The organism is Burkholderia reimsis, from assembly GCF_003294055.1.
Classification (GTDB): domain Bacteria; phylum Pseudomonadota; class Gammaproteobacteria; order Burkholderiales; family Burkholderiaceae; genus Burkholderia; species Burkholderia cepacia.
The window spans coordinates 36,654-51,901 of the sequence record NZ_QMFZ01000038.1; the positions used below are offsets into that span (position 1 = coordinate 36,654).

General features: G+C 66.6%; 14 protein-coding genes. 11 read left to right on the forward strand and 3 right to left on the reverse strand.

Annotated features, from left to right (window positions below; genetic code table 11):
• The first annotated feature begins 64 nt into the window (after positions 1-64).
• From DPV79_RS32695 to DPV79_RS32725, 7 genes are all read left to right on the forward strand, one after another.
• Positions 65-889, forward strand: coding sequence for an OmpW/AlkL family protein (locus DPV79_RS32695; protein ID WP_048026405.1), 825 nt, complete (start codon positions 65-67; stop codon positions 887-889).
• Positions 890-1,010: 121 nt separating this feature from the next.
• Positions 1,011-1,514, forward strand: coding sequence for a hypothetical protein (locus tag DPV79_RS32700; protein ID WP_021160324.1), 504 nt, complete (start codon positions 1,011-1,013; stop codon positions 1,512-1,514).
• A 179-nt stretch (positions 1,515-1,693) separates the two neighbouring features.
• The gene (locus DPV79_RS42875; RefSeq protein WP_060067008.1) at positions 1,694-2,200 is read left to right on the forward strand and encodes a hypothetical protein; all 507 of its coding nucleotides are present in this window, start codon (positions 1,694-1,696) and stop codon (positions 2,198-2,200) included.
• Between the two features lie 234 nt (positions 2,201-2,434).
• Entirely contained in the window at positions 2,435-3,532 is a 1,098-nt protein-coding gene (locus DPV79_RS32710; protein ID WP_113047397.1) for a hypothetical protein, read from the forward strand.
• A 419-nt stretch (positions 3,533-3,951) separates the two neighbouring features.
• Positions 3,952-5,094, forward strand: a complete 1,143-nt coding sequence (locus tag DPV79_RS32715) for an MGDG synthase family glycosyltransferase (RefSeq protein ID WP_060344303.1) — start codon at positions 3,952-3,954, stop codon at positions 5,092-5,094.
• Entirely contained in the window at positions 5,091-5,585 is a 495-nt protein-coding gene (locus tag DPV79_RS32720; protein ID WP_059589780.1) for a hypothetical protein, read from the forward strand. The genes DPV79_RS32715 and DPV79_RS32720 overlap by 4 nt, the downstream gene beginning before the upstream one ends.
• A 13-nt stretch (positions 5,586-5,598) precedes the next feature.
• Entirely contained in the window at positions 5,599-6,189 is a 591-nt protein-coding gene (locus tag DPV79_RS32725; RefSeq protein ID WP_021160329.1) for a dual specificity protein phosphatase family protein, read from the forward strand.
• A 79-nt stretch (positions 6,190-6,268) separates the two neighbouring features.
• Here the strand turns inward: DPV79_RS32725 and betA are convergent, their stop codons facing one another.
• Genes betA through betI form a run of 3 tightly spaced genes read right to left on the reverse strand, consistent with a single transcriptional unit; the run spans position 6,269 to position 10,081 of the window.
• Entirely contained in the window at positions 6,269-7,969 is a 1,701-nt protein-coding gene (gene betA, locus DPV79_RS32730; protein WP_021160331.1) for a choline dehydrogenase, read from the reverse strand.
• A 25-nt stretch (positions 7,970-7,994) separates the two neighbouring features.
• On the reverse strand, positions 7,995-9,464 hold the full coding sequence (gene betB / locus DPV79_RS32735) for a betaine-aldehyde dehydrogenase (RefSeq protein ID WP_027789748.1): 1,470 nt from the start codon (positions 9,462-9,464) through the stop codon (positions 7,995-7,997).
• A gap of 32 nt (positions 9,465-9,496) precedes the next feature.
• Positions 9,497-10,081 carry a transcriptional regulator BetI gene (betI, locus tag DPV79_RS32740; protein WP_027789747.1) on the reverse strand — a complete coding sequence of 195 codons (585 nt, stop codon included), beginning with the start codon at positions 10,079-10,081 and terminating at the stop codon, positions 9,497-9,499.
• A gap of 719 nt (positions 10,082-10,800) precedes the next feature.
• Between betI and DPV79_RS32745 the strand changes: the two genes are divergently transcribed.
• From DPV79_RS32745 to DPV79_RS32760, 4 genes are all read left to right on the forward strand, one after another.
• Positions 10,801-11,703, forward strand: coding sequence for an alpha/beta fold hydrolase (locus tag DPV79_RS32745; RefSeq protein WP_059620296.1), 903 nt, complete (start codon positions 10,801-10,803; stop codon positions 11,701-11,703).
• 67 nt (positions 11,704-11,770) lie between these two features.
• Positions 11,771-12,340 (forward strand): methyltransferase family protein, encoded by a 570-nt coding sequence (locus tag DPV79_RS32750; protein WP_021160336.1) that lies wholly within the window; start codon positions 11,771-11,773, stop codon positions 12,338-12,340.
• A gap of 17 nt (positions 12,341-12,357) precedes the next feature.
• On the forward strand, positions 12,358-13,641 hold the full coding sequence (locus DPV79_RS32755; RefSeq protein WP_113047398.1) for a glycosyltransferase: 1,284 nt from the start codon (positions 12,358-12,360) through the stop codon (positions 13,639-13,641).
• Complete coding sequence (locus DPV79_RS32760) at positions 13,638-15,239, forward strand: DHA2 family efflux MFS transporter permease subunit (RefSeq protein WP_165843605.1); 1,602 nt, start codon at positions 13,638-13,640, stop codon at positions 15,237-15,239. The genes DPV79_RS32755 and DPV79_RS32760 overlap by 4 nt, the downstream gene beginning before the upstream one ends.
• The last annotated feature ends 9 nt before the right edge of the window (positions 15,240-15,248 follow it).

Below are 15,248 nucleotides of genomic sequence, written 5' to 3' on the forward strand. Positions count from 1 at the left end.
GATGGAGACACGGCGGCGCCGCGCGAAGGGGCGCGGCGCCCGGACAGAACGAGAAGGAGACTTCATGAAGAAGCTGATTGTCGCGGGTGTCGTCGCAGGCATATCGACGCTCGCATCGGCCCAGCAGGCGGGCGACAACGTCGCGACGCTGGGCTGGTTGCACATCATGCCGCAGGATTCGACCAACGGGCTCACGACGAATCTCGCCGGCATGCCGATCAACGGGCCGCTGCGCCTGCCCGGGTCGTTCACGTCGCCCGGCACGAGCCTGACCGTCAACAACGCCGATACGGTCGGCCTGACGCTCACGCACTTCTTCACCGACCACATCGCGGTGACGTCGGTGCTCGGCGTGCCGCCCGAGTTCACGCTGACCGGGCACGGCACGATCAGGCCGCCCGGGCCGTCCGGCGCGCTGGGCAGCGTCAACATGGACAACCCGGCCAACCAGCCGGCCGTGAAGAACGCAAGGCAGTGGAGCCCGACGATCATTCTGCAGTACTACTTCAATTCGCCGACGGCGAAGTTCCGCCCGTTCGTCGGGATCGGTGTGGCCTACAGCTGGTTCAGCAACATCGAACTGAACGGCAACTTCGCGAAGGACATCAACGAAAACCTCGGCAGCGTGCTCGCAGCGGGCGCCGGCAAGCCGGGGCCGACGTCGGTCGAGGGCAAGGCGTCGTCGTCGTTCACGCCGGTCTACAACGTGGGCGCGAGCTACGCGATCGACAAGCACTGGGGGCTGACGGCAACGCTGACGTACATGCCGCTGAAGACCTACTCGTCGCTCGTGATCAAGGCGGCCGACGGTTCGACGCTCGCCACCACGCGCACACGGTTGAAGGCGGATCCGCTGATCACGTTCGTCGGGATTTCCTACAAGTTCTGAGCCGTCCGGCGCGCATGACGCGCACCGGCGGCTTCCTGCGACCGTCGGGCCGGAACGATCCGGCCGGGCGGTTGCGTTCCTGGCGGCGTGCCGCCATTTGTGAAGAGAGGGGGCAGTTCAAATGAGCATTCGCAAAATCGTATCGCTTGTTGCTGCAGTGGCTTTCACCGCGGTTTCCGCCGCGCCTGCTTTCGCAGTCACCGTTTCGCGGGCTGATGGTCAGCCGATGAACCCGAATGGCGAGCCGTTCTCGGCGACCGGGCTCACGAACCTCAGCAAGGGCGCGATCAGCGCAGGCTGTACCGCGACGTTCAACGGCACGATCACGTCGACCGGCATCGTCAACATCACGTCGACGACGTTCTCGGGCGGCGCGACATGCTCGCTGATCAACGGCAGCGCGAGCAGCACGTCGCCGTGGACGGGGCAGGCCGACAGCACGACGCAATTGTCGATCAACAACGTGAAGGTGAACGTCACGCTGCTCGGCACCTGCGGGCCGAGCAAGGTTGTCACGACGTGGAGCGATACGAACTCTTCGCTGACGTTCAATAACGCCACGCTGACGCCGGATTGCACGGTGGGCGGCACGGTGCTGACGTCGCCGAAGTTCCACGTGCAGTAAGCGTCGCGGATCGAAGCGGGTACCCGCCGCGCGCGGGGGTCGTGCGACAGGTGCGGCGGGTATTCGCGGTTTCGATGGGTTTGTGCCGTCGCGTGCATGGGCGCGACGGACGGATTCATTCGGCAGAGCGGTCGCGATTCGGGGCAGGCCGCCATACATCGAGAGAGAGGGCCTCACAGATGAAAATTCGTCGAATCACGTCGCTTGTCGCGGCTGTGGCATTCACCGCGGTTTCGGCTGCGCCCGCATTCGCGGTGACCGTTTCGCGTGCTGACGGCCTGCCGATGAATCCCAATGGCGAACCGTTTTCCGCGTCGGGGCTCACATCGCTCCAGAAGGGCGCGTTCAGTCCGATCAACTGTACGACGACGGTCAACGGCACCGTCACGCCGGCCGGCATCGTCAACATCACGTCGACCCAGTTCACCGGCGGCACATTGTGCGTGTTGTTCACCGGCAGCGCGAGCAGTGCGGCGCCATGGACGGGAAGCGTGGACAGCACGACGCAAGTGTCGATCAACAACGTGAAGCTGGACATGCGGGTGCTCGGTACTTGTGGACCGAGCAAGGTCACGGCGGCGTGGAGTGATCCGGACTCGCGCGTGACGCTCAACAACGCCGTGCTGACGCCGGATTGCACGGTGAACGGCTGGCTCGCGACGTCGCCGAAGTTCCACGTGCAGTAAGCGTCGAGAGTCGAAGCGGGGAACTCGCTGGTCACGAAGGCCGTGCGGGATGTACGCGGGTTGCCGCTTCGTCGATGCGCTCGAGCCGTCTTCCGTATCAGCGTGACGACAGGCTGGCCGCACGTATCGCGATCCGATGCGTGTGGCGTTGCAGGATCGGTACGGCGTACCGCGCCATCCGATTCGACTGAATTACCACTATTCCAAATTGGCCAGAACTATCCCGGAAGACCCATGCTTACCGATCCAGCAAAGTATGGCGATGCCCGCGGCGCGACGCCTGACCGGCTGCGCACGGCCGCGTGGCTGCAGTACCTGATCGAACATCTCGACGCTGCCGCTTGCGTAGCGATGGCGGCCGACGCCGACGCCGGCGACACGACCGTCGCCGCGTCGCAGGCGATACGCATGCGGACAGGCGCGAATCTGTCTCGTGACGCAACGGCCGTGCTTCACGGGCTCGTACCGTGGATCGCATCGGACGGCAGCGCCTGTGCATGCGACCTGACCGACCCGCACGGCGCATGCTCGCATGTGCCTTCGATGCAGCAGCTCGCCGAAGCCGAACGCAGTTGTCCCGGCTCGCGCGCCGTGTTCGACACCGCGCACGGCGTGATCGATGCGTGCGCATTCGACGATCCCGATGTCGGCTGGGCCGCACTCGAGCGGATTGCCGGCGGTCTCGAATGCAGCGGGGGGGATGCCGGCGCATGCACCGCACATGAGGCGGGTGCGCAGGGCGACACGCTGCCTGCGAAGAACCTGAGAGACAGGCTCGCCGTCATCGCGGCGGCGAGCGGAGAATCGTCGACCCTGCCGGGCGCCGTCATCGACGCGATCGTGCTGCGTGTATGCGGGCCGCGTGACGATGCATCGCGCATCGACGAGATGGCTGCGCTCGTGACGTTCTCGGCCGTGCTCGCTGCCGGCAACGGGACCTCCATTGCCGCGTATGGCGGTGAGCACAACCTCGTCGCGCGGGCGATCCGCACGCATCGCGCCGATCTTGCGTCGGTGGACGGGCTGCTCGCGGCGTTGTCCGTGTGCAGGCTGGATCGACTCGTCGGCGCGGGCAGCTTTTGGGCTTATTACTTGCTGGCGGGTATCGCGATCGCAGCGCCCGACGCCGTGCGGGAAATCAGTCGCCGTTTTCATGGCGACGAGTGGCAGGCGTGGCTCGATCACGTGCTCGCGTGGCCGGCGGTCAGCCGCTTCGGGCCGAAGGAGGACGTCGCGTTCGATCGCCTGCGCGGCGCAATGAGCTTGACGTCGCGATGGAATCCGATCGTCCGCGGGAAGCGGATGCGGAAGCGGGCCGGTGTAGCGCCCTGATTCCACGAGCAAGGGGGCAAGGCTGGCTGACGCGCCAGCTTTTCCGAAGCCTCTTTCGAAGTAATCCGCAAGGATGCCAAACGATTCGCGTACGCGCATCCTGATTCGCGCGCCATGCCGGACCCCGTTCGCTCACGCGAACGGGCATCGGGCGGCAGCGCGCCGAGCCGTCATGCCGTCGCCAGTCCACACTGGCCGCACACCGCACCATCCATCCCGCCTGCGCCCCCCGATTCCGGCGCCATCGCCCGAACGCAGTATGATTCCGCAGACGATGCCGGCGACCGCTTCGACGTCACTGCCCGCCCGCGTCGCCGAAGAATTGCCAAGCTTGCTGTAAGCCGGACGCAAACAGCCGCCGTGTGAGAGCGCCGCCGCGAACCCGCGTTCCGACCACCTTTATCGAAACGGTCAGTCAGATGTCAAAGCAAAACAAGAAGATCCTCCTCCTGAGCGTCAGCGCCGGCGCCGGCCATACCCGAGCGGCCGAGGCGATCCGCGCATTCGCCGACCATCATCCCGCCGGCATCGAAGCCACCCACCTGGACGTGATGGATTTCGTGTCCACCGGCTTCCGCAAGCTGTACACCGATCTCTACATCAAGCTCGTCAGCAGCCAGCCGGCGCTGTGGGGCTACCTGTACCAGAAGACGGACGAAGTCGATCCCGCCGCGCCGTCGCAGAAGATCCGGCGCGCGATCGAGCGGCTCAATTGCCGGGCGCTGCTCGCGGAGATCGAACGCCAGCGCCCCGACGCGATCATCTGCACGCACTTCCTGCCGGCCGAGCTGCTGTCGCGCGAGATCCGCAAGGAGCGCGTCGACACGCCGGTGTGGGTGCAGGTCACGGATTTCGACCTGCACAGCATGTGGGTCGTGCCGAACATGCGCGGTTATTTCGCGGCCAACGACGAGATCGCGTGGCGCATGCATGCGCGCGGCATGGCGCCTGAAACAGTGCACGTCAGCGGCATCCCGATCATGCCGGCGTTCGGCCAGCCGCTCGATCGCGCGGCCTGCGCGGCCGAGTACGGCCTCGATCCCGCGCGCCCGACCTTCCTGATGATGTCCGGCGGCGCGGGCCTCGGCGGGCTCGACGTGCTGGCGGCGCGCCTGCTCGGGATGGACGCCGACTTCCAGCTGATCGCGCTGGCCGGCAAGAACCAGGCGATGCTGGCGTCGTTGCAGGCATTGGCCGCGCAACATCCGGGGCGGTTGTTTCCGCAGGGCTTCACGCAGCAGGTCGAGCGCCTGATGGCCTGCGCCGACCTCGTCATCACGAAGCCGGGCGGCCTGACGACGTCCGAATGTCTCGCGATGCAGTTGCCGATGATCGTCAACTCGCCGATTCCGGGCCAGGAAGAGCGCAATGCGGATTTCCTGCTTGAACAGGGTGTCGCGCTGAAGGCGATCGACGACGACGCGCTCGTCTACCGGATCCGCGCGCTGCTGCAGGCGCCGGAGCGCCTCGCCGACATGCGCCGCCGCCTCGCGCCGCTCGGCCGGCCGCTCGCCGGCCGCTTCGTGCTCGATCGCGTGCTGGGCCTGGAGCCTGCCGCATGAGCGTCGCGCGCTTCGTGCCGACGCGCCATACGCTGTTTGTCGTTGCATGGGTCGTGTTGCTCGCGTATTTCTTCGCGAACGTGGAGATCCAGATCGAAGGCAGCGCGGGCTGGGCGGCCAACCTGCCGACGTGGCGCATCGAGCATCACTGGCTGCTCGACATCTTCTGGGGCGGGCGGCCGATGACCGGCTACCACGCGTGGGTGTTCCCGTTCGTCGCGCTGTTCTTTCACTGGCCGGCCGTGTTCAACGGACGGTGGTCGTGGCGCATCGAAGCGCGGATCGTCGCGTGCATCATGGTGTTCTGGCTGACCGAGGATTTCCTGTGGTTCGTGCTGAATCCGGCCTACGGTCTCGCCCGCTTTAATCCCGCCAACGTGCCGTGGCATATCCACTGGTTCGGCGTGGCACCGACCGACTACTGGACGATGAGCGCCGCCGCGATCGTGCTGTTCATTCTTTCCCGCGAGCGCAAGCGCGCGTTCTACTGATCCCCGACCCGACATGAAACTCGCCTTCATTGCCGCGCTCTCCGTCACGCTCGCCGGGCTCGTGCAGCCGGCCCATGCGGACCCGGCCTCCGAGGTGTCCGCCCGGCCGAGGCCGATCAAATGGGCGCAGGGTGTGACCGATGCGCATGTGAACAACCTGCATCGGATCACGCCGACGCTGTACCGCAGTGCGCAGCTGTCGCGCGCGGATGTGCCGGAACTGCAGAAGCTCGGCATTCGCAAGGTCATCAGCTTCCGTTCGTTTCACGCGGACGACAGCATCCTGGCCGGCACGCAGATCAAGATGCAGCGCATCCGGATCAACACCTGGGACATCCGCGACGAAGACATGGTCGCGGCGCTGAAGGCGCTGCGTACGGCCGACCAGGACGGCCCGGTGCTGATCCACTGCCAGCACGGCGCCGATCGTACCGGCCTCGTGTCGGCGTTGTACCGGATGGTGTATCAGGGCTGGACGCGCGAGCAGGCGCTCGACGAGCTGCAGCATGGCGGCTACGGGTTCCATCCGATCTGGCAGAACATCACGAACTATCTGAAGCGCGTGGATGTCGAGCGGTTGCGGCAGGAGGTCAATAGCGGTTGAGCCGGAAAGGAAAAACGCCGCCGACGGGAACCGTCGGCGGCGTTTCTTTTTGGGCGAGCGGACAGCACGCCCGCCGTCGTCAAACCGTCTCCGGCTGCCGCACGGCCTTCGCGACATTCCGCGCCATCGCCCCGTTCGCGACGAAATAAGGCACGTCCACGCGCGCGAGCGGTTGCTTGCCACGAATCTTGTCCGCGATTTTCTCCGCGATCATGATCGTCGGCGCATTGAGGTTGCCGGTCGTGATGATCGGCATGATCGACGCATCGACCACACGCAGCCCTTCCAGCCCGTGCACGCGGCCTGCTTCGTCGACCACCGCCATATCGTCGTAACCCATCTTGCACGAGCACGACGGATGGAACGCGGTTTCCGCGCGGGCCCGCACGAACGCGTCGAGTTCCTTGTCGGTCTTGCAGTCCGCGCCCGGGTTCAGCTCGCGGCCGCGATAGCGGTCGAGCGCGGGCTGCCGCATGATTTCACGCGTCGCGCGGATCGCATCGCGGAACTCGCGCCAGTCGAGCGCTTCGGCCATGTAGTTGAACAGGATGCTCGGATGCTGGTTCGGATCGCGCGAGCGCAGCTTTACGCGGCCGCGGCTCGGCGAGCGCATCGAGCCGACGTGTGCCTGGAAGCCGTGCATCTCGATCGCGTTCGAGCCGTTGTAGTTGATCGCCACCGGCAGGAAGTGGTACTGGATGTTCGGCCACAGGTCGTCGTCGCGCGTGCGGATGAAGCCGCCCGCCTCGAAATGGTTGCTCGCGCCGAGGCCCGTACCGTTCAGCATCCATTCGAGGCCGATCTTCGGCTGGTTCCACCACTTCAGCGCCGGGTACAGGGAGACGGGCTCCTTGCACTCGTACTGGATGTACATCTCCAGGTGATCCTGCAGGTTCTGGCCGACACCGGGCAGGTCGAGCACGACGGGAATGTCGAGCTCCTTCAGCCACGCGCCGGGGCCGACGCCCGAGCGCTGCAGCAGTTGCGGGGACGCGATCGCGCCGCTGCACACGAGCACTTCGCGGCGCGCATGCGCGGTCGCCCGTTCGTTGCCGCGCAGGTACGTGACGCCCGATGCGCGCTTGCCGTCGAACAGGATGCGGTCGGCGAGCGCATGCGTGACGATCTCGAGGTTCGGCCGTGCACGCGCCTGGTCGAGGTAGCCGCGCGCGGTGCTCGCCCGGCGGCCCTTCGGCGTGACGGTGCGGTCCATCGGGCCGAAGCCTTCCTGCTGATAGCCGTTCAGGTCGTCGGTGCGCGGATAACCGGCCTGCACACCCGCGTCGACCATCGCCTCGAACAGCGGGTTCACGCCCGGCTTGCTGGTCGTAACCGACACGGGGCCGCTGCCGCCGTGATAGTCGTTCGGGCCGACGTCGCGCGTCTCGGCCTTCTTGAAGTACGGCAGGCAGTCGAGATACGTCCAGTTCTCGAGGCCCTTGTGCGTCGACCAGTTGTCGTAGTCGAGCGCGTTGCCGCGGATGTAGCACATCCCGTTGATCAGCGACGAGCCGCCGAGCCCCTTGCCGCGCCCGCATTCCATCCGGCGGTTGTCCATGTGCGGCTCGGGGTCGGTTTCGTATGCCCAGTTGTAGCGGCGGCCCTGCAGCGGATAGGCGAGCGCCGCCGGCATCTGCGTGCGGAAGTCGAAGCGGTAGTCGGGGCCGCCCGCTTCGAGCAGCAGCACCGTCACGTCCGGATCTTCCGTCAGGCGCGTTGCGAGCACGTTGCCCGCGGAACCCGCGCCGCAGATGATGTAGTCGTATTCGCGTGTCGTCATGACGGTCAATCTCCTTTCGTGATCCTTAAAACACCGGGTTGTAGCGGCCGAGCTCGACCTGCACCGACTTGATTCGAGTGTAGTGCTCGAGCGTCGTGATGCCGTTCTCGCGTCCGACACCGGATTGCTTGTATCCGCCAACCGGCATCTCGGCCGGCGATTCGCCCCACGTGTTGATCCAGCAGATGCCGGCTTCGAGGCGATGGATCGTGCGGTGCGCGCGCGACAGGTTCTCCGTCACCACGCCGGCGGCGAGCCCGTAGTGCGTGTCGTTCGCGCGGGCGATCACTTCGTCTTCCGATTCGAAATCGAGGATGCTCATCACCGGCCCGAAGATTTCCTCGCGGACGATCTTCATGTCGTCGCGGCAATCGCCGAACACGGTCGGCGCGACGTACTGGCCGCCGCCGAAGTGGCCGTCCGTCAGGCGCGTGCCGCCCGCGAGCAGCTTCGCGCCTTCGGCCTTGCCGCTTTCGATGAAGCCGAGCACCTTGTCGAGCTGCGCGGCCGATACGAGCGGGCCGAAGTTGGTGTCGGCGTCGGTCGGCTTGCCCACGCGGATGCGTTTCACGCGTTCGAGCACCTTCTGCGTGAACGCGTCCTTGACCGAACGGTGCACGAACACGCGCGTGCCGTTGGTGCAGACCTGGCCCGAGCTGAAGAAGTTGGCGGTGACCGCGATGTCGGCCGCACGGTCGAGATCCGCATCGTCGAACACGATCAGCGGCGACTTGCCGCCGAGCTCCATGGTCACTTCCTTCAGCGACGATGCGCCGGCCAGCGACATCACCTTCTTGCCCGTTTCGACGCCGCCCGTGAACGACACCTTCGCGATGTCCGGATGGCCCGTCAGCAGCGCGCCGACCGAGCCGTCGCCCTGCACGACGTTGAACACGCCGGCCGGCACGCCGGCTTCCGTGTAGATCTCCGCGAGCTTCAGCGCGGTGAGCGGCGTGACTTCGCTCGGCTTGAACACCATCGCGTTGCCGGCCGCGAGCGCGGGCGCCGTCTTCCAGCACGCGATCTGGATCGGGTAGTTCCATGCGCCGATGCCCGCGCACACGCCGAGCGGCTCGCGCCGCGTGTAGACGAACGATTCGGCGCGCAGCGGCACCTGCAGCCCTTCGATCGCGGTGGCGAGGCCCGCGTAGTACTCGATCACGTCCGCGCCGGTGACGATGTCGACCGCGAGCGTCTCGGCGATCGGCTTGCCCGTGTCGCGCGTTTCCAGCGCCGCGAGCTCGTCGTTGCGCTCGCGCAGCAGGTCGACGGCGCGGCGCAGGATGCGCGAGCGCTGCATCGCGGTCATCGCGGCCCATTCACGCTGGCCTTCCTGCGCGGATGCAACCGCGCGATCGACGTCGGCCGCGCTGGCCTGCTGCACCTGCGCGAGCAGTTCGCCGGTGGCGGGATCGAAGGTGTCGAAAGTCTTGCCGCTCGTGGCGTCGACGTAACCGCCACCGATGTAGAGGCGCTGCAAACCGAATACGGACATGAGGATCTCCTTGAGGGCGACTGCGTCGCGCGTCAGTCGGACGCGAGCAGCAGGTCGATGTAATCGTGGGCGAGCTTCAATGCAGCCCGGGTGTCGATCGGGCCACCGGCGAGTGCGCCGCGCAGCCACAGGCCGTCGATCAGCGCGGCGAGGCCGCCGGCGGCTTCGCGCGCTTGCGTGCGGGGCAACGCCTTCGCGAATTCCGCGCACAGGTTCGAATGGAGGCGCCGCGTGTTGACGTGCTGCAGGCGCTTGAGCATCGGGTCGTGCATGCTCTGCGACCAGAACGCGAGCCACGTCTTCATGACGGGGGCGCTCACCTGTGTGTCGTCGAAGTTCGCGGCGACGATCGCGCGCAGCCGCGAGCGCGGGTCCTTGCGTGCCGCCACGCGGCGGCGCGTGGTGGCCGACCACAGGTCGCGCAGCACGTGCCGCATCGTCGCTTCGAGCAGGCCGTCCTTGTCGCCGAAGTAGTGGCTGACGATACCCGTCGAGATGTTCGCGCGCTGCGCGACGGACGCGAGCGTCGTGCCGGGCAGGCCCGCTTCGTCGATCGAACGCAGCGTGGCGTCGATCAACTGTGCGCGGCGAATCTCCCGCATTCCGACTTTCGGCATCGCGACTCCCTTCGCCCGGACGGGCCGTCCATGGAAGTCGAGAGCTTAGCGGTTTTTTATTGATCGTTCAATCAACAAAAAATCGGGGTCTGACGGTGACGACGGGTGCCGGGCAGACGAAAGGACAGTCGGCCGTGCGTTGTGCAGGTGCGGAAAAATAATCGAAAGATGGTTAAGAAAACAGAAGTTTGTTTAAAACGCTTTCTGAAGTCGGCAATCAATCCGGTTAATCGTTGCGGGTGTCGAAGCGATTACGGAATGAAAGAATATTGAACTATGTGATATTCGGTGAAATAGGGAAGTCGGCCGAAGAAACGACGTCACGATTCATGCATGAAAATCCGTTTGAAATAAGCGAATTAAACGGATCAAGTTATTGATTTGCAATGAATAATGCACGGTAAGGCCGGCTTGGGCCGGCGCTCCGCAAACGATTGCGGTCACCCTCGAAAGGATTCCGCTTACCATAAAAAATGACGGAATAATTTGAAGCGACGGTATTTCCTGACAGAGTAGAGGGTATCGTTGGAATGACTTGAGTCAGTAATATTGTCCGTATTAGTATGGCGCCGCACTACGAGGAATGAATCGATGCCGCCGGTATTGCCGCGGTGCATTGGCCAACCGCGCGATTCGGATTGCGCGCGAAAACCGGCGCAGCCATTGCGCACCTGCAGCATGCCGCGACGTCGAGACGCCGCATCCACCGGAGAACGACGATGCTGACCGAAAAACACGTGGTCCCGCTACCGAATGGTCTGAAGGTCTACGTCGAACGGAACGTGTTCGACCCGGCGTTCGACACGGCGATGCTCGTCAACGGCGCGCTCGCGACGACCGCGTCGTTCGGGCAGACCGTCCAGTATCTCGGCGAGCGGATGAACACGATCTGCTTCGACCTGCCGTACGCGGGGCAGTCGCGCCAGCACAACCCGGGCTGCTTCATCCTGACGAAAGACGATGAAGCCGCGATCCTGCAGTACCTGGTCGAGCGTTTCGCGCCGGCCTACCTCGTGTCGGTGTCGTGGGGCGGCGTGGCGTCGCTGTTCGCGCTCGCGCGCGGCTGCCCGAGCGTGCGGCGCGCGGCGATCTGCTCGTTCTCGCCGTTCCTGAACGACGCGATGGTCGACTACGTGACGCGCGCCCGCGACCACATCGCGGCTGGCGAGAACCTGAAGGCCGCGCAGTTGCTGAACGACACCGTCGGCCGCTACCTGCCGCGCATCATGAAGCTGTACAACTACCGCTATCTCACGCGCCTGCCGCGCGACGAGCAGGACCAGGTCGCGTTCCACGTCGACCAGATCCTGTCGCTGCAGCCCGAGCGCTACCTCAGCGAGTTCTCGAACATCGGCTGCGAGCTGCTGTTCCTGAACGGCGAGCGTGACGAATACACGACGCCCGCCGACGTGCGCCAGCTCGGCGCGCACGTGCCGCGTGCGCGGTTCGCGACGGTGCCGGACGCCGGCCACTTCCTCGACATCGAAGGCCGCGCGCAGCGCGAATACACACGTGCGGCGCTGCTCGACTTTTTCTGCGGCGAGTCGTCGCTCGCCCCCGGCATCGCGCTCGCCGCCGCGCAGGCGTGCGTGCCCGCGCCGATGCACGCGCTGTCGTCGTGACGCCGCGCGCCGTGCGTCCGGTACGCAACGCGCATCCGAATTCCCATCCCAACGAGGCAGGCCAGCCGTGAATATCGTTCAGACCATCGCCATCGTCGTTCCGTGGGCCGCATGGCTCGCCTACTGGATCGCCACTTCGCAAGGCGTGAAGGCGACCGTGCGCAAGGAAGCGTCGCGCTCGCGCACGCTGCAGTCGATTCCGCTGATCGTCGGCGGCGCGCTGATCATCCTGCCCGATCCGTCGTGGCAGGCGCTCGTGCCCGACTGGCAGCGCTTCGGCCTGCAGGCGCAGTGCGGGCTCGCGGTGCTGGTCGCGGGCCTGCTGTTCTCGGTGTGGGCGCGGCTGCATCTCGGCACGAACTGGAGCGTGTCGGTCACGCTGAAGGAAGACCATGAACTCGTGCGCACCGGGCCGTACGCGCTCGTGCGTCACCCGATCTATACGGGCTGCCTGATCGCGCTCGCCGGTGCCGCGCTGATCGGCGGCGAATGGCGCGGCGCGATCGGCGTGCTGCTCGTGTTCGCGTCGCTCGCGTACAAGGTGCGCGTCGAGGAAAGCTGGCTGACCGGGTATTTCGGGCCGGCATACACGCAGTACCGCCGCGAGGTCGCGGCGCTGATTCCCGGCTTCTACTGATCCCCGCGAGGCGCGCGATGGCGAAGATGATCGTGACCGCGATCGGCTCGGCGGGCGACGTGCATCCGCTGCTCGGCGTCGCGCGCACGCTCGCGGCGCGCGGTCACGACGTCGTGTTCTGCACGCACGCGCCGTTCGAGGCGGCCGTGCGCCATTGCGGATTCGAATTCGTGCCGATCGGCACCGCGGCCGAATACGAGGCCGCGATGGCGAACCCCGCGCTGTGGGATTCGCGCACGTCGTTTCGCACGCTATGGCAGGTGATCGCACCGACGCTGCGCCCGCACTACGACGCGCTGCGTGCGCTGGCCGACGGCGACACGGTGCTCGTCGGCACGCTGTGGGCGTTCTCCGCGCGCTTCATGCAGGAGCTGCACGGCACGCCGTATGTGTCGGTGCAGGTGTCGCCGTCGACGCTGCTGTCCGCGCATGCGCCGCCGACCCACCCGCGCCTGACGATACCCGCACGTTGGCCGCTGCCCGTGAAGACGGCGCTGATGACGCTGATCGAGCGCCAGGTGCTCGATCGCACATGTGGCCCCGCGCTCAACGCGGTGCGCCGCGATCTCGGGCTCGCGCCCGCGCGGCGCGTACTGGGCCGCTGGCTGCATTCCACCGACGGCGTGCTGTGCCTGTTTCCCGGCTGGTTCGCGCCGCCGCAGCCGGACTGGCCGTCGAATCATCTGCAAAGCGGTTTTCCGCTGTTCAACGATATCGCGGTGCCTGACGACGATGCGGAACTCGATGCGTTTCTTGCGGCCGGCGAGCCACCCGTCGTGTTCACGGCCGGCTCGACGCTCGTCGATCACGCGGCGTATGCGCGCGCGGTGGCGGACGCGCTGCGCGCGACCGGCGCGCGCGGGATCCTGCTGACGCCGCACGATGCGGCGCCGGACGGCAACCGGTTGCTGGTGCGCCGCTTCGTGCCGATGCGCACGCTGCTGCCGCGCTGCCGCGCGCTCGTGCATCACGGCGGGATCGGCACGGCGGCGCTCGCGTTCGAAGCCGGGATCGTCCAGGTCGTCACGCCGTTCGCGCACGACCAGTTCGACAACGCGCAACGCGTTGCGGCGAGCGGCTGCGGCGTGCGTGTCGACGGCCCGATCGACGGCGCGCGCCTCGGCGCGGCGCTCGCGCACGTGCTCGACGAACCCGCGTTCGCGGTGCATGCGGAGCGCGCCCGTGCGCTGCTCGCCGCCGCGCCGGACGGCTGTCGCGCGGCCGCCGATTTCATCGAACGGTTCGCGCCGAAGCGCACGCGGGCGACCGCGCGGGCCGCTGTCGCGGCGGCCGGCGCATGAGCACCGCGTCGCCGCTTCACGACGGGCCCGTCGCGGCGTCCGCGTTCGATGTGCCGGCCACGGCGTCGGAACCGGCCGCGCAGCCGGTGCGCGGCATCCGGCTCGCGCTGCTGACGTTCGCGCTGTCGCTCGCGACCTTCATCGAGGTGCTCGACTCGACCGTGACGAACGTCGCGGTGCCGGCCATTTCCGGCAGTCTCGGCGTCTCGAACAGCCAGGGCACGTGGGTGATCAGTTCGTATTCGGTCGCGGCCGCGATCGCGGTGCCGCTGACGGGCTGGCTCGCGCGCCGCGTCGGCGAACTGCGGCTGTTCGTCGGCGCGGTGCTGCTGTTCACGCTGACGTCGCTGCTGTGCGGGCTTGCGCGCGACCTGCACGTGCTCGTGATCTGCCGCGCGCTGCAGGGGCTGTGCTCGGGGCCGATGGTGCCGCTGTCGCAGACGATCCTGCTGCGCACGTTCCCGCCGGACAAGCGCACGATCGCGCTCGCGCTGTGGGCGATGACGGTGCTGCTCGCGCCGATCTTCGGGCCGGTGGTCGGCGGCTGGATCGTCGACAACTTCTCATGGCCGTGGATCTTCCTGATCAACCTGCCGATCGGGCTGTTCTCATTCGCGGTCTGCACCGCGATGCTGCGCCCCGACGCGCAACGCGGCACGGCCGGCCCGATCGACGTGCCGGGCATCGTGCTGCTCGTGATCGGCGTCGGCTCGCTGCAGGCGATGCTCGATCTCGGCCATGATCGCGGCTGGTTCGGTTCGCCGCTGATCGTCACGCTCGCGGTGGTCGCGGGGCTCGCGATCGTGTCGCTGCTGATCTGGGAGGCGGGCGAGGCGCATCCCGTCGTCGACCTGAGCCTGTTCCGCGATCGCACGTTCTCGTTCTGCGTGCTGATCATCTCGCTCGGGATGATGAGCTTCTCGGTGGTCGGCGTCGTGTTTCCGCTGTGGATGCAGGCCGTGATGGGCTACAACGCGTTTCACGCGGGGCTCGCGACGGCGTCGCTCGGCGTGCTCGCGCTGGTGTTCTCGATCCTCGTCGGGCTGCATGCGCATCGCTTCGACGCGCGCGTGCTCGCGACCTTCGGCTTCCTCGTGTTCGCGGCCGTGCTCGCATGGGATGCGCATTTCACGCTGAAGATGACGTTCGCGCAGATCGCCGCGCCGGGGCTGATCCAGGGGATCGGGCTGCCGTGCTTCTTCATTCCGCTGACGGCCGCGACGCTGTCGCGCATTCCGGACGACCGGCTTGCCGCCGCGTCGAGCCTGTCGAACTTCCTGCGCACGCTGTCGGCCGCGTTCGGCACCGCGATGAGCGTGACGCTGTGGGACAACCGCGCGACCTATCACTACGACGTCGTGTCGCAATCCGTCACGCACGCATCGGCGAACACGCAGCGCTTCGTGCACACGCTGAACGCGATGGGCGTGGACGGCGTGCGCGAGCTGACGACGCTGCACCAGGTCGTGATGCAGCAGGCCTACATGATGGCGACCAACGACATGTTCTGGATGGCGAGCATGACGTGTCTCGCACTCGCGGCGATGATGTGGCTGACGCGGCCGAAGCGTGGCGCGGCCGCGTCGTTCGGGCATTGAGGAGAGGAA

Coding starts and splice junctions, on each gene's coding strand:
- DPV79_RS32725 (WP_021160329.1), top strand. CDS start 5,599: ATGAAACTCGCCTTCATTGCCGCGCTCTCCGTCACGCTCGCCGGGCTC.
- DPV79_RS32695 (WP_048026405.1), top strand. CDS start 65: ATGAAGAAGCTGATTGTCGCGGGTGTCGTCGCAGGCATATCGACGCTC.
- DPV79_RS32715 (WP_060344303.1), top strand. CDS start 3,952: ATGTCAAAGCAAAACAAGAAGATCCTCCTCCTGAGCGTCAGCGCCGGC.
- DPV79_RS32710 (WP_113047397.1), top strand. CDS start 2,435: ATGCTTACCGATCCAGCAAAGTATGGCGATGCCCGCGGCGCGACGCCT.
- DPV79_RS42875 (WP_060067008.1), top strand. CDS start 1,694: ATGAAAATTCGTCGAATCACGTCGCTTGTCGCGGCTGTGGCATTCACC.
- betB (WP_027789748.1), bottom strand. CDS start 9,464: ATGTCCGTATTCGGTTTGCAGCGCCTCTACATCGGTGGCGGTTACGTC.
- betI (WP_027789747.1), bottom strand. CDS start 10,081: ATGCCGAAAGTCGGAATGCGGGAGATTCGCCGCGCACAGTTGATCGAC.
- DPV79_RS32760 (WP_165843605.1), top strand. CDS start 13,638: ATGAGCACCGCGTCGCCGCTTCACGACGGGCCCGTCGCGGCGTCCGCG.
- DPV79_RS32700 (WP_021160324.1), top strand. CDS start 1,011: ATGAGCATTCGCAAAATCGTATCGCTTGTTGCTGCAGTGGCTTTCACC.
- DPV79_RS32720 (WP_059589780.1), top strand. CDS start 5,091: ATGAGCGTCGCGCGCTTCGTGCCGACGCGCCATACGCTGTTTGTCGTT.
- DPV79_RS32745 (WP_059620296.1), top strand. CDS start 10,801: ATGCTGACCGAAAAACACGTGGTCCCGCTACCGAATGGTCTGAAGGTC.
- DPV79_RS32755 (WP_113047398.1), top strand. CDS start 12,358: ATGGCGAAGATGATCGTGACCGCGATCGGCTCGGCGGGCGACGTGCAT.
- betA (WP_021160331.1), bottom strand. CDS start 7,969: ATGACGACACGCGAATACGACTACATCATCTGCGGCGCGGGTTCCGCG.